A 12481-nucleotide genomic window follows, 5' to 3' on the forward strand; every position below is an offset into this window, starting at 1 on the left:
TGGGGCGCGTGCAGGCGCCTGACCGGGATGAACGTCGGTAGCAGATGGCTAGCACCAACAGGTGTGGTGGCTACCTTCAACATGCGTGGAGGTCATCCGCGACGCGCATCCAACGCCTGCATGGGCCGGGGGGCACATGACGCAGAAGCAGATTCTCATTACGGGAGGCGCGGGCTTCATCGGCTCGCACCTGGCGGATGCGCTCCTGGCGCGTGGCCATCGCGTGAGGGCCCTGGATGCGCTGGTGCCCCAGGTCCACGGTGAGGCCCGGCGGCGTCCGGCCTATCTGTCCCCGGACGTCGAGCTCATGGTGGGCGACGTGCGCGACCGCGACACCGTCCGCCGCGCCCTCGAGGGCGTCGACGCCGTGTACCACTTCGCCGCGGCGGTGGGCGTGGGCCAGAGCATGTACGAGGTGGCCCACTACACCTCGGTGAACAACCTGGGCGCGGCCGTGCTGCTGGAAGCCCTCATCGGCCACCCGGTCGAGCGGCTGGTGGTGGCCTCCAGCATGAGCGTCTACGGCGAGGGGCTCCTGCGCGCTCCGGATGGACGCCTCGTCACCCGCGAACAGCGGTCGCTGGAGCAGCTCAAGCGAGGCAGGTGGGAGCTGGAGGGACCCGACGGCGAGCCGCTGACGCCGGTGCCGACGCCGGAGTCCAAGCCGCCCGACCTCTCGTCCGTATATGCGCTGTCGAAGTTCGACCAGGAGCGGCTGTGCCTCATCCTGGGCCGCGCCTATGGCATCCCCACCGTGGCGCTGCGGTTCTTCAACGTCTACGGCCCGCGGCAGGCGCTCTCCAATCCCTACACCGGCGTGCTCGCCATCTTCGGCGCCAGGCTCCTCAACGGAGGGGCGCCGCTCCTCTTCGAGGACGGGCTGCAGCAGCGCGACTTCGTCAACGTGCGGGACGTGGCACGGGCGTGCGTGCTGGCGCTGGAGGCGGAGGACGCGGCGTCACGGGTCATCAACGTGGGCAGTGGCCGGGCCATCACCGTTCGGGAGGTGGCACTGGCGCTCGCCGAAGTGATGGGTCGGCCCGCGCTCCGCCCCGCGGTGGCGGGCCGCTATCGGATGGGCGACATCCGCCACTGCTTCGCGGACATCTCCCTGGCGCACGACCTGCTGGGTTACGCACCCCAGGTCTCCTTCCACGACGGGCTCACGGAGCTGGCGTCGTGGCTCGAGGACCAGGTGGCGATGGACCGCGTGGCCGAGGCGCGCGCGGAGCTCGAGGCGCGAGGGTTGACCGTATGAGCGCGGCGGAACCGTGGAAGGAGGAAGGGGGCAGGACGGTCATCTTCGGTGGTGCCGGCTTCATCGGCTCCAACCTGGCGGACCACTACCTGTCCGCGGGACGGCACGTGCGCGTCGTCGACAACCTGACGCGGCCGGGCGTGGTGCACAACCTCCGCTGGCTTCAGGCGCGTCATGGCTCCCGGCTGGAGGTGATGACGGCGGACGTGCGGGACGCGTACGCGGTGAAGCAGGCCGTGCTCGGCGCCAGCCACGTCTTCCACTTCGCGGCGCAGGTGGCCGTCACCACCAGCCTGGAGGTCCCCGTCACCGACTTCGAGGTCAATGCGGGTGGCACCCTGAACGTGCTGGAGGCCCTGCGGGCCATGGAGCGCCCCGCCTCGCTCGTCTTCACCTCCACCAACAAGGTCTACGGGGGCATGCCGGGGCTGGAGCTCGTCCAGGGCCCCAGCCGCTACGAGCCCCGGGACGCGCGCGTGCGCAGCCAGGGCGTGGACGAAGGCTGCCCGCTGGACTTCGAGAGCCCCTACGGCTGCTCCAAGGGCGCGGCCGACCAGTACGTGCTCGACTACGCGCGGGCCTACGGCCTTCGGACGGTGGTGTTCCGGATGAGCTGCATCTACGGCCCCCGGCAGTTCGGCACCGAGGACCAGGGCTGGGTGGCGCACTTCCTCCTGCGCATGCTCGAAGGCCAGCCGCTCACGCTCTACGGCGATGGCAAGCAGGTGCGCGACATCCTCGACGTGGGGGACCTGGTGCGGGCGCTGAGCCTGGCGCAGCAGCACATCGGGCGGCTCAAGGGACAGGCCTTCAACATCGGTGGAGGCCCCGGGCGCGCGGTGAGCCTGCTGGAGCTGCTGAGCCTCCTCACGCAGCGCACCGGCCTGCGGCCCACGGTCCATTTCGAGGACTGGCGCACCGGAGACCAGCGCTACTACGTCTCCGACACCCGGAAGTTCCAGGCGGCCACGGGGTGGGCACCCCAGGTGGGGATTCGCGAGGGCGTGGACCGGCTCCACGACTGGCTGCGGACCCTGGTGCGCGAACGGCCGGCGGCGTCCGGGCTGGGAGAGGCACGTGAAGTCCACGCTGGCTAGGGGGCGTCCCGTCCGCCGCGTCCTGATGACCACCGACACCGTCGGGGGCGTGTGGACCTACGCGCTGGAGCTCTGCCGGGCCCTCGCCGAAGCGGAGGTCCAGGTGGACCTGGCGACGATGGGCGAGCCCGTGACGGCGATGCAGGCCGAGGCGGCGCGCGAGGTCCCCGGGCTGCGGCTCCACGAAAGCACCTACCGCCTGGAGTGGATGGACGACCCGTGGGAGGACGTGCGTGCCTCGGGCGACTGGCTGCTGGCGCTGGAGGACCGGCTGGCGCCGGACGTCATCCACCTCAACGGCTACGCCCATGGCGCGCTGCCCTGGCGGGTGCCGTCGGTGGTGGTGGCCCACTCGTGCGTCCTCTCGTGGTGGGAGGCGGTGCTGGGGACTCCCGCGCCCGCGCGTTACGCGCGCTACCGGCGCGAGGTCCGGCGCGGGCTGCGCGCGGTGGACAGGGTGGTGGCCCCCAGCGCGGCGATGCTCGCTTCCCTCGAACGGCACTACGGGCCGCTGCCGTCCAGCTGCGTCATCCCGAATGCGCGCCGGGCAGAGGCCTTCTTCGCGGCGCCGAAGGAGCGCTTCGTCCTCGCCGCGGGCCGGCTGTGGGACGAGGCCAAGAACCTGGCGGCGCTGGAGGCGGTGGCGTCGCGGTTGTCCTGTCCCGTGCGCGTCGCGGGAGAGACGCGGCACCCGGGGGGCGGCAAGGTGGCCCGTGCGCGGAACACCGAGCCGCTGGGGCAGCTCTCGCCGGAAGCGCTCGCCGGGTGGATGAGCCGCGCCGCCATCTACGCCCTGCCGGTGCGCTACGAGCCCTTCGGACTGTCGGCGCTGGAGGCCGCGCTCTCGGGGTGCGCGCTGGTGCTCGGCGATATCCCCAGCCTCCGGGAGGTGTGGGCGGACGCCGCGGTGTTCGTGCATCCGGACGACCTGGAGGGCCTGGCGCGGGAGCTGCGAGGCCTCCTGGACGCCGCGTCCCGGCGGGAGCGCATGGCCGCCCGGGCCCGTGCCCGCGCGCTGACCTTGAACCCGCGCCGCATGGCCGAGGACTACCTGCGGCTGTACGCGACGCTCTGGGCGCGGCCGGTGCGGCCCGAAGCCGGGCTCGCGCTCGGCGCGCCTTGAGGACGGGAGGGCCCTCGCGAATGCGCATCGTCTTCTTCTGCCACTCGCTCCTGTCGGACTGGAACCACGGCAACGCGCACTTCCTGCGCGGAGTGGTGACGGAGCTGGCGCTGCGCGGCCACGACGTCCGTGTCTTCGAGCCCGCGGATGCCTGGAGCCTGCGCAACCTGCTGGCGGAGCCGCGCGGCGAGGCCGTGCTGGAGGAGGTCCGCCACGTCTATCCGCGGGTGCGCCCGGAGCAGTACGTGTTGGAGTCCTTGGACCTGGACCGCGCGCTGGAGGGGGCCCACCTCGTCGTCGTCCACGAGTGGAGCGCCCCGGAGCTGGTGCGCCGCCTGGGCGAACGCCGCAAGGCGGGCGCGGCCTTCCGCCTGCTGTTCCACGACACGCATCATCGTGGGGTGAGCGCTCGGGAGGAGATGGCCCGCTACGAGCTGACCCACTACGACGGCGTGCTCGCCTTTGGCGACATCCTCCGCCGGCTCTACCTGGAGCAGGGCTGGGCCCGGCGGGCGTGGACCTGGCACGAGGCCGCGGACACGCGGGTGTTCCACCCGAGGCCCGAGGTGGAGCCGGAGGCCGACGTCGTCTGGATTGGCAACTGGGGCGACGAGGAGCGCACCGCGGAGCTGCACGAGTTCCTGCTGCGCCCGGTGCGGGCGCTCGGGTTGAAGGCGCGCGTCCATGGCGTGCGCTATCCGGCTGACGCCCGTGAGGCGCTGGCCGCAGCGGGGTTGGCTTACGCGGGGTGGCTGCCCAACCACCGGGTCCCCGAGGCCTTCGCCCGCGCCCGTGTGACGCTTCACGTTCCCCGGCGGCCCTATGCCACGTCCCTGCCAGGCATCCCCACCATCCGCCCCTTCGAGGCGCTCGCCTGCGGCATTCCCCTGGTGAGCGCGCCGTGGGAGGACGCGGAGGGCCTCTTCACACCGGGGAGCGACTACCTGGTCGCGGACACCGGAGCGCGGATGCGGAGCCACCTGCGCGCGTTGCTGGCGGACGCGGACCTGCGCCGCGCGCTCGCCGAGCACGGGCGCCGCACGGTGCTGGCCCGCCACACCTGCGCGCACCGGGTGGACGAGCTGCTGCGCATTCACGCGTCACTGGCGCCCCACGCCACGGAGGCGGGGCCAATGCCACGGGGGAGGGTCACCGCATGAGCAGGGGACTTCGCATCGCTTTCTTCGGCTCCAGTCTCGTCTCCGCCTACTGGAACGGCGCGGCGACCTATTACCGGGGCCTCATCCGCGCGCTGCACGCGCGGGGGCACCAGGTGACCTTCTACGAGCCGGATGCCTTCGGACGGCAGCAGCACCGCGACATGGCGGACCCGGACTGGGCGCGGGTGGTCGTCTACTCCGAGCAGGGCACGGCGGACGTGGAGCGGTGCCTGGAGGAGGCGCGCCAGGCGGACGTGGTGGTGAAGGCCAGCGGCGTCGGCGTGTTCGACGCCCTGCTGGAGGCGCGGGTGCTCGACCAGCGGCGCCCGGACACCCAGGTGGTGTTCTGGGACGTGGACGCGCCCGCCACGCTGGAGCGCCTGGAGCAGAATCCCGCGGACCCGCTCCGGGCGCTCGTTCCCCGGTACGACCACGTCTTCACCTACGGGGGCGGAGCGCCGGTGGTGTCCGCCTACCGGGCCCTGGGCGCGCGGCGGTGCGTGCCCATCTACAACGCGCTGGACCCCACCACGCACCACCCCGCGCCGGCGGAGGCCCGCTTCGTGGGGGACTTGGCCTTCCTGGGCAACCGGCTGCCGGACCGGGAGGCGCGGGTGGAGTCCTTCTTCCTCCACGCCGCGGAGCGGCTCCCCGACGCGCGCTTCCTGCTGGGGGGGAGCGGCTGGGACGCGCGGCCCCTGCCGGCCAACGTGACGAACCTGGGCCACGTCTATACGCACGAACACAACGCGCTGAACTGTTCCGCACGGGCGGTGCTCAACATCCACCGGGACAGCATGGCGCGCTTCGGCTTCTCGCCCGCCACGCGCGTGTTCGAGGCGGCTGGCGCCGGTGCGTGCCTCATCACCGATGCCTTCGAGGGCGTGGAGCTGTTCCTGGAGCCGGGCCGGGAGGTCCTCGTCGCGCGCTCCGGCGAGGACGTGGCCGAGCACGTCCGCCGGCTGACGGGGCCCGAAGCCCGGCGAATCGGTCAGGCCGCGCTCCGGCGCGTGCGGGCCGAGCACACGTACATGCACCGCGTCTCGCAGGTGGAGGCGGCGCTGGGGCTTCGTGCCGAGCCTGTCAGCGCGACCCAGGAGTGCGTGGCATGAACGTGGTCATCCTCGGACTGTCCATCACCTCGAGCTGGGGCAATGGCCACGCGACCACCTACCGGGGGCTGGTGCGTGGGCTGGAGCGGCGGGGGCACGACGTCCTGTTCCTGGAGCGCGACGTGCCCTGGTACGCGGCCAACCGGGACCTGCCCCACCCACCGCACGGCCGGACCGAGCTGTATGCAGGCCTCGACGACCTGGCCGAGCGCTTCACGGAGAGCGTGCGCCGGGCCGACCTGGTGGTGGTGGGCTCCTACGTCCCCCAGGGCGTGGAGGTGGGCGCCTGGGTGCAGCGGACGGCGCGGGGCATCACCGCCTTCTATGACATCGACACGCCGGTGACGCTGGCACGGCTGGCGCGGGGGGATTGTGAGTACCTGCGGCCGGAGCTCATCCCGGGCTACCGGCTCTACCTGTCCTTCACCGGAGGGCCCACGCTGGCGCGCATCGAGCGGGAGCTGGGCGCTCCGGCGGCGCGGCCGCTCTACTGCAGCTGCGACCCGGAGCTGCACGTCCCGGCGCCGTGCGAGCCGCGCTGGGCGCTCGGGTACCTGGGGACCTACAGCGAGGACCGGCAGCCGGTGCTGGAGCGGCTGATGCTAGACGCCGCGCGGGCCTGGCCGGAGGGCCGCTTCGCCGTCGCGGGGCCTCAGTACCCCGAGCACCTCCACTGGCCGGGCAACGTCACCCGCCTGGAGCACCTGGCGCCGCCGGAGCATCCGGCCTTCTACAACGCCCAGCGCTTCACCTTGAACGTCACCCGCGCGGACATGGTGCGAGCAGGCTACTCGCCCAGCGTGCGCCTCTTCGAGGCCGCCGCGTGCGGCGTGCCCGTCATCAGCGATGACTGGGCCGGGCTGGACACCTTCTTCGAACCCGGGCGGGAGCTCTTCATCTCGCGCTCGGCCGACGAGACGCTGCGCTACCTCCGGGACGTCCCGGAGCAGGAGCGTCAGGCCATGGGCCAGCGTGCGCGGCAGCGCGTGCTGGCGGAGCACACGGCGGAGCATCGCGCGCGGACCCTGGAGGACTACGTCTCGAGCGCGTAGGGGGCCTCCGCGAGCGGGGAGAGACATCACCATGCGCATTGCCATCATCGGAACCGGATATGTGGGCCTCGTGGCGGGCACGTGCTTCGCGGAGTCGGGGCATGACGTCACCTGCGTGGACCTGGATGTACGCAAGGTGGAGGCGCTGCGGCGCGGAGCGCTGCCGCTCTACGAGCCAGGCCTGGAGGAGCTGGTGCGGCGCAACATGGCCGCGCGGCGGCTGCGCTTCACGGACCTCCTGGCCGAGGCGGTGTCCCCCTCGCAGGTGGTCTTCATCGCGGTGGGCACGCCGCAGTCGGAGCGGGGTGGGGCGGACCTCCAGTACGTGCTCTCCGCCGCCGAGCAGATTGGCCGGGCGCTGCGCCACTACACCGTCATCGTGAACAAGAGCACCGTGCCCGTCGGCACCTCGGACCACGTGCGCGCCGCGGTGGCCCGCTGTACGGACGTGGCCTTCGACGTGGTGTCCAACCCCGAGTTCCTCAAGGAGGGCGCCGCGCTCGACGACTTCCTCAAGCCGGACCGGGTCGTCATCGGCACGTCCTCCGAGCGGGCGCGCAAGCTGATGGCGGACCTGTACGCCCCCTTCGTGCGGACGGAGAACCCCATCCTCTTCATGGACCCGCACTCCGCGGAGCTCACCAAGTACGCGGCCAACGCGATGCTCGCCACGCGCATCTCGTTCATGAACGACATGGCGCTGCTGTGCGAGCGCGTGGGCGCCAACGTGGACATGGTGCGCAAGGGCATGGGCGCCGACCGCCGCATCGGCTACGCGTTCCTCTACCCGGGCATCGGCTACGGTGGCAGCTGCTTCCCCAAGGACGTGCGGGCCCTGATGTCCACCGCGCGCGACGTGGGCGTGGAGCTGGACCTGCTGCGGGCCGTGGAGAGCACCAACATCCGGCAGAAGCGCTGCCTGCTCACCAAGGCGCTGAAGTTCTACGGCTCCCTCGACAGCCACACCTTCGCCGTGTGGGGGCTGGCCTTCAAGCCGAGGACGGACGACATGCGGGAGGCGCCCTCCGTGGAGCTCATCGAGGGGCTGCTCGGCAAGGGCGCGCGCGTGCAGTGCCATGATCCGGTCGCGGGGCCCGTGGCGCGTCAGTACTTCGGGGAGCGGGTTGCCTACGCGCCCACCTGCTACGAGGCCGCCGAGGGCGCGGACGGCATCTTCCTGGTCACCGAGTGGAACGAGTTCCGCCGCCCCGACCTCAAGCGCCTGCGGAGCCTGATGCGCCGACCCATCATCTTCGACGGCCGCAACGTGCTCGACCCGCAGCTCGCTCGGAGCGAGGGCTTCACGTACATCGGCATCGGGCGCGACTGAGGGGCTCTCGGCCGACCGCCCGCGGTCGTGGGTTGGTGGCTCCAGGGCGTTCGTGGTGGTATCCCGCGCTCCTGCCCCGATGCGCACCGACGCCCCGCACGCCGTTCCTCAGGAGGTCTTCCGGACGAAACTCGATGGGCTGCTCATCGCGTTGATCGTCGTCTGGGGGCTCACCCAGCTCGCGCCACACCTGGCCCATCCCGCCATCTACATGTGGGATGAGGCGATGCACCAGGCCGCCACGCGCGGCACGCACGACACCTTCTTCACGCCGCACATCTACAAGGACCCGCTCTATCCTGTGGACATCCGGCACTGGTGGGCCGCGCACATCTGGATGCACAAGCCCACGGGCCCGTTCTGGTTCGGGGCGCTGATGATGCACATCGTGGGCGTGACGCCGCTGGCGCTGCGGCTGGGCTCGCTCCTGGGGCACCTGGCCGCGGCGGTGGCCATCTACCTCATCCTGAGGCGGCCCACCGGGCGCTTCTGGGCCGTGCTGGGGGCCGCGGGCTTCCTGGCGATGCCCTTCGGCTGGCAGCTGGTCCAGGGGCGCATGTTCGGGGACGTGACGGACTGCACGCTGACGGGCTGCAACGCCGTCGCGGTGGCGCTGCTCTTCCATGCCACGCGGCGGGGCTCCTGGCGGTGGGGGATGGCGGCGGGTGGGGTGGTGGGGCTGGGCTTCCTGTGCAAGACAGGGCTCGCGCTGACGCCGCTGGGCATCGCGGCGACGCTGTGGGGCCTGGGACGGCTGCGCTTCTGTGAGGGCCCCCGGTTCGGCACGGTGGCCGCCATGGTGGGCACGGCCGTGGTGGTGGTCGCGCCCTGGAGCCTCTACTCCGCGTGGCGCTGGCCCGAGCTCCATGAGCTGGAGTCGCGCGTCACCCGCGCGCACCTCTTCGCCGACCCGACGGTGGACGTGGGCCCCTGGCACCGGCCGGTGGACGCCCTCCTCAACGAGGTGAACATCATCAGCTTCGCGCCGCTGCCGGCGGTGGTGCCGCTGCTCGCCTTCGTGTGGCTGCTGGTGCGCGCCGTGCGCAAGCGCGAGCTGGAGGTGGTGGGGCTCGCGCTGTGGGTCGGGGCGACGTGGCTCGTCCTCTCGTTGAGCGTGGTGAAGGTGCCAGCCATTGCCTGGGGCGCGGTTCCGGCGGTCCTGGCCGCGCTGGCCATCGCGGGCGCGGACGCCAGACGCCACCCCGCGCTCGCGGCGGCCTTGCTGGTGGGCGTGTCGACGCCCTGGCTCCTCGAACACCTGCCTCGCATGGGACGCGTGCGCGCGGCGCTTCCCACCTTCCTGGCCCAGACACGCTCCACCCCTGGGCTCGCCGAGGGCGTCCTCCTGTCCGCCATCGCGGCGCTGCTCGTCGTTTTGCTGTCCCTGCGCCTGTCGCGGAGGCTGCCGTGGGCCTTCACGGGCCTGGGCGCTCTGGGGACGGTCGCGGTGGCCTGGGTCCTGGCCGTGACCTTTCCCCTGGCGCGGGCGCGCTACGTGGCGGACCACCTGGACGAGCTGTACATCAGCTACTCACGTGAGGTGGGACAGGCGCTCGCCAGGGCCACGCCGGAGCGGAGCGTGCTCTTCCTGGCCCATGACTCGGACGTGCCTCGCTCCATGGAGTACTTGAGCCTCATGTTCTGGAGCAACCGCATGGCGTATCGGCGAGCACCGGACACGGCGGCGGCCCATCGCCGCGACTACCACCCCTATCTGGTCTCCCCTCTGGCGGAGCGCTATGCCCCGGTTCCTGGCGTGCCGGCGTCCGCCGCGCTCCGCGCCTATGACTTGAAGGCACCTCGCCCCACGCCGGCGCCGCTCCCGGAGGGCGTCACGCCGTTGTCGTTCCGTGAAGGCGACATGGAGGTCCTCGGCGTCGCGGCGGGCCACGCCGGCGCCGGGCGTGACCAGTACGCCTTCTACGTTCGCTCGCACGGCACCCTCCGCTCGTTGAGGGTGGTCTTCCAGGGACCGGACGGCAGCGTCGAGCGCATGCTGGAGCCCGGCGCCGCGATACGGAAGGACACCGCGTTGCGGCGCGCGGACTGGTTCATCGTGCCCGTGCTGGGGCCACCCGCTTCTGGTGTGACGCACCTGGAGCTGGGGAGCAGCGGCCAGCGCGTCGCGCTCTCCCTGCCAGACGCGTGAATCGGCGGGGAGCGTCGGCTTACGGCTCCGGCCGTGCGTCGCTCGGCTCGACGGGGACGTCTCGAGGCGTCGCGAGCTGGGTGTCGCCCTCCGGGTGATGACGACGTCTCCCCCAGGCACGGCACGAAGAGCCGTCCATCCGGCAGCAGCCCGGACCGCCGCGGGGCGCCTGGAAGTCCTCGCCAGGGCTCCGCGACGTAGGCGCCGTCGCGTGCCACCTCCCGGTAGCGCCGCCCGCGATTGAAGACGATGTGGGCCAGTCCCGCCACGGCGATGACGTGCTCACCGCTCGTCCCTCGGGGCCGCCTCCTGTCGGGTGCAGTGACTTCACCATGGGAGGCATCTGCAGGGCCATGGGAAGCGTTTGCCATGGTCACCTGGGTGCGCGGCGGTCGCGGGTGAACCCTTTGCCCTCCTCGCGAAGCCGCGACATTGCTCCGGTCGCGCCGGGCGGCTCCCCACAATGGGGCGCGGATTTCCCCACGACGCGAGGAAGGGCGTAACACCTACCTCCATTGGGGAATCCTTGTGTCAGGGGCTTGTCGCCTCGCTTGTTCCCGCTGATGGCACAAACAGTGAAAACACCGCGCCCGAGCCTTGGTGGCTCCTGAACGAGGTCGAAACAATGCGGATGCAGAAGAAGCGCAATTGGGTCGCGGCTGTCTGTGCGGTGGCGATGGGCGGCAGCGGCGTCGCAAGCGCCCATGACCTGATTTGCGAGAAGCGGGTGAATGGGCAGCGGGTGGCCGTGGCCGATTCCTTTCCATACACGGCCAATTACAGTTTCGAGGTCACCAACGTGCACCCCACGTTGCCCTCCATCCTGCTGACGGCGACGGATGACGTGCTGTCCAGCGAGGGGTTCATGTTCACGCCGACGCCGCCGGTCAGCATCCCCGTCAACGGCTCGCTGACGTCGAACTTCGCGCTCGAGATTGACAGCTACGAGGATTGCATCGCCCTCGCGGAGCAGGACGGCCTGGCGGACACGCACATCGACAACGTGTTCACCGTGACGTTCGACCTGGGGTCGTCCTACTGCACGGCGCGCCTGACGTGTGAGCAGGACGAACCGCCTGCGTGCACCGCTGCGACGCGGACGCTGGGCTTCTTCAGCACCCACATCCTCGCCGTCACGCAGTGCCTGGCGCAGGGCCCCATCAACCTGGGCGCCATCGGGACCATCTCCACGCTGCCCGCCGCCGAGGGCATCCTGTGGGGCAGCCCGGCCATGTACCCGCAGGGCGGGATGCGCAGCGAGCTGGACCGGCTCCGCTTCCTGCTCGCGCGCCAGACGCTGGTGGGCATCTGCAACCAGCGCCTGTTCGGCGCGACGCCCACCCCGTCGTCGCTCCTCACGGACGCGGTCGCCGCGCTGAACACCACCAACTGCAGCCTCATCTCGTCGCTCATCGACCCCGTGGATGACTTCAACAACGGCTGCGACTCGTTCCCGTTCCCCCCGAGCTTCATCCCTGGCCCGTCCACGCCGCAGACCGCGCAGGCCATCGCGGTCGACCCGACGTCCAACTCCGGCCAGAGCTGCTCGCCCTGAGCCACTTCTGATTCATTTCCAATCCATCCCTCGAAATTCAAGGAAAGACACGCCATGAAGAAGATCATGTTGTCGACATGTGTTTCCGCGGCCCTGGCCCTGACTGCCTGCGGAGGCGACGGCGCTCGGCTCAGCTCCGTCCACGACCAGAACCCCACGCCCACCGAGCAGACTCCGCCCGTGGAGACCGCGGACGGACGGCGCTTCGAGCTGCGGCTCCGCGGCTCCGCGGTGGAAGGCTTCGACAAGCTGGAGCTCCCCATCGGGGCCGTCCGCGTCACCGCGGATGGCAAGCCGCTCAAGGTGGAGCTGGCGGCTGACCGGGTGGACGTGGCGGTCGCCAACCACGCGCCCCTGGTGGCCCACTTCTACGTACCGGAAGGTGTGGAGCGCGTCCGCGTGATGCTCCAGCTCGAGGGGCTCGGGGGCTACGCCCAGGCGGAGAAGGCCGGCCTCGTCGACGCCACCGTGGCGCCGGTCACCTTCGAGGCGCCCGTGCACGAGCTGGCGCTGCGCGGCCGTGCGGTGGTGCAGCTCGATGTGGCCCGCTCCCTCGTGGACATGGGAAGCCACCGCCTGCTGCTCCCCAACGGCGTGGTCGCCTACTGAGCCCTACCTCCCTCCTGAACGTCCCTCCTGCTGAGC

General features: G+C 71.4%; 10 protein-coding genes. All 10 read left to right on the forward strand.

The window, feature by feature from the left end; translation table 11 throughout:
- Positions 1-136 precede the first annotated feature (136 nt).
- Positions 137-1258 carry an NAD-dependent epimerase/dehydratase family protein gene (locus tag VZL07_RS22375; protein WP_426749642.1) on the forward strand — a complete coding sequence of 374 codons (1122 nt, stop codon included), beginning with the start codon at positions 137-139 and terminating at the stop codon, positions 1256-1258.
- Positions 1255-2355 carry an NAD-dependent epimerase/dehydratase family protein gene (locus VZL07_RS22380; protein ID WP_426749643.1) on the forward strand — a complete coding sequence of 367 codons (1101 nt, stop codon included), beginning with the start codon at positions 1255-1257 and terminating at the stop codon, positions 2353-2355. The genes VZL07_RS22375 and VZL07_RS22380 overlap by 4 nt, the downstream gene beginning before the upstream one ends.
- Before the next feature lie 25 nt (positions 2356-2380).
- Entirely contained in the window at positions 2381-3478 is a 1098-nt protein-coding gene (locus tag VZL07_RS22385) for a glycosyltransferase family 4 protein (protein ID WP_426757352.1), read from the forward strand.
- Positions 3479-3498: 20 nt separating this feature from the next.
- Entirely contained in the window at positions 3499-4638 is a 1140-nt protein-coding gene (locus tag VZL07_RS22390; RefSeq protein WP_426749644.1) for a CgeB family protein, read from the forward strand.
- A complete protein-coding gene (locus VZL07_RS22395) occupies positions 4635-5750 on the forward strand; it encodes a CgeB family protein (protein ID WP_426749645.1) in 1116 nt (371 codons plus the stop codon). Before VZL07_RS22390 ends, VZL07_RS22395 begins: the two co-directional genes overlap by 4 nt.
- Positions 5747-6802, forward strand: a complete 1056-nt coding sequence (locus VZL07_RS22400) for a CgeB family protein (RefSeq protein ID WP_426749646.1) — start codon at positions 5747-5749, stop codon at positions 6800-6802. The genes VZL07_RS22395 and VZL07_RS22400 overlap by 4 nt, the downstream gene beginning before the upstream one ends.
- Before the next feature lie 31 nt (positions 6803-6833).
- On the forward strand, positions 6834-8132 hold the full coding sequence (locus VZL07_RS22405) for a UDP-glucose dehydrogenase family protein (protein WP_426749647.1): 1299 nt from the start codon (positions 6834-6836) through the stop codon (positions 8130-8132).
- Between the two features lie 79 nt (positions 8133-8211).
- Positions 8212-10281, forward strand: a complete 2070-nt coding sequence (locus VZL07_RS22410; RefSeq protein ID WP_426749648.1) for an ArnT family glycosyltransferase — start codon at positions 8212-8214, stop codon at positions 10279-10281.
- Positions 10282-10912: 631 nt separating this feature from the next.
- Positions 10913-11836 carry a hypothetical protein gene (locus tag VZL07_RS22415; RefSeq protein ID WP_426749649.1) on the forward strand — a complete coding sequence of 308 codons (924 nt, stop codon included), beginning with the start codon at positions 10913-10915 and terminating at the stop codon, positions 11834-11836.
- Between the two features lie 54 nt (positions 11837-11890).
- On the forward strand, positions 11891-12445 hold the full coding sequence (locus VZL07_RS22420) for a hypothetical protein (RefSeq protein ID WP_426749650.1): 555 nt from the start codon (positions 11891-11893) through the stop codon (positions 12443-12445).
- The last annotated feature ends 36 nt before the right edge of the window (positions 12446-12481 follow it).

The sequence above is a fragment of the Pseudomyxococcus flavus genome, assembly GCF_050038885.1.
GTDB classification, from domain to species: domain Bacteria; phylum Myxococcota; class Myxococcia; order Myxococcales; family Myxococcaceae; genus Myxococcus; species Myxococcus flavus.

Excerpts from the sequence above, each read along its gene's own strand:
- VZL07_RS22375 (WP_426749642.1), top strand. The coding sequence starts at position 137 with ATGACGCAGAAGCAGATTCTCATTACGGGAGGCGCGGGCTTCATCGGC.
- VZL07_RS22380 (WP_426749643.1), top strand. The coding sequence starts at position 1,255 with ATGAGCGCGGCGGAACCGTGGAAGGAGGAAGGGGGCAGGACGGTCATC.
- VZL07_RS22385 (WP_426757352.1), top strand. The coding sequence starts at position 2,381 with ATGACCACCGACACCGTCGGGGGCGTGTGGACCTACGCGCTGGAGCTC.
- VZL07_RS22390 (WP_426749644.1), top strand. The coding sequence starts at position 3,499 with ATGCGCATCGTCTTCTTCTGCCACTCGCTCCTGTCGGACTGGAACCAC.
- VZL07_RS22395 (WP_426749645.1), top strand. The coding sequence starts at position 4,635 with ATGAGCAGGGGACTTCGCATCGCTTTCTTCGGCTCCAGTCTCGTCTCC.
- VZL07_RS22400 (WP_426749646.1), top strand. The coding sequence starts at position 5,747 with ATGAACGTGGTCATCCTCGGACTGTCCATCACCTCGAGCTGGGGCAAT.
- VZL07_RS22405 (WP_426749647.1), top strand. The coding sequence starts at position 6,834 with ATGCGCATTGCCATCATCGGAACCGGATATGTGGGCCTCGTGGCGGGC.
- VZL07_RS22410 (WP_426749648.1), top strand. The coding sequence starts at position 8,212 with ATGCGCACCGACGCCCCGCACGCCGTTCCTCAGGAGGTCTTCCGGACG.
- VZL07_RS22415 (WP_426749649.1), top strand. The coding sequence starts at position 10,913 with ATGCAGAAGAAGCGCAATTGGGTCGCGGCTGTCTGTGCGGTGGCGATG.
- VZL07_RS22420 (WP_426749650.1), top strand. The coding sequence starts at position 11,891 with ATGAAGAAGATCATGTTGTCGACATGTGTTTCCGCGGCCCTGGCCCTG.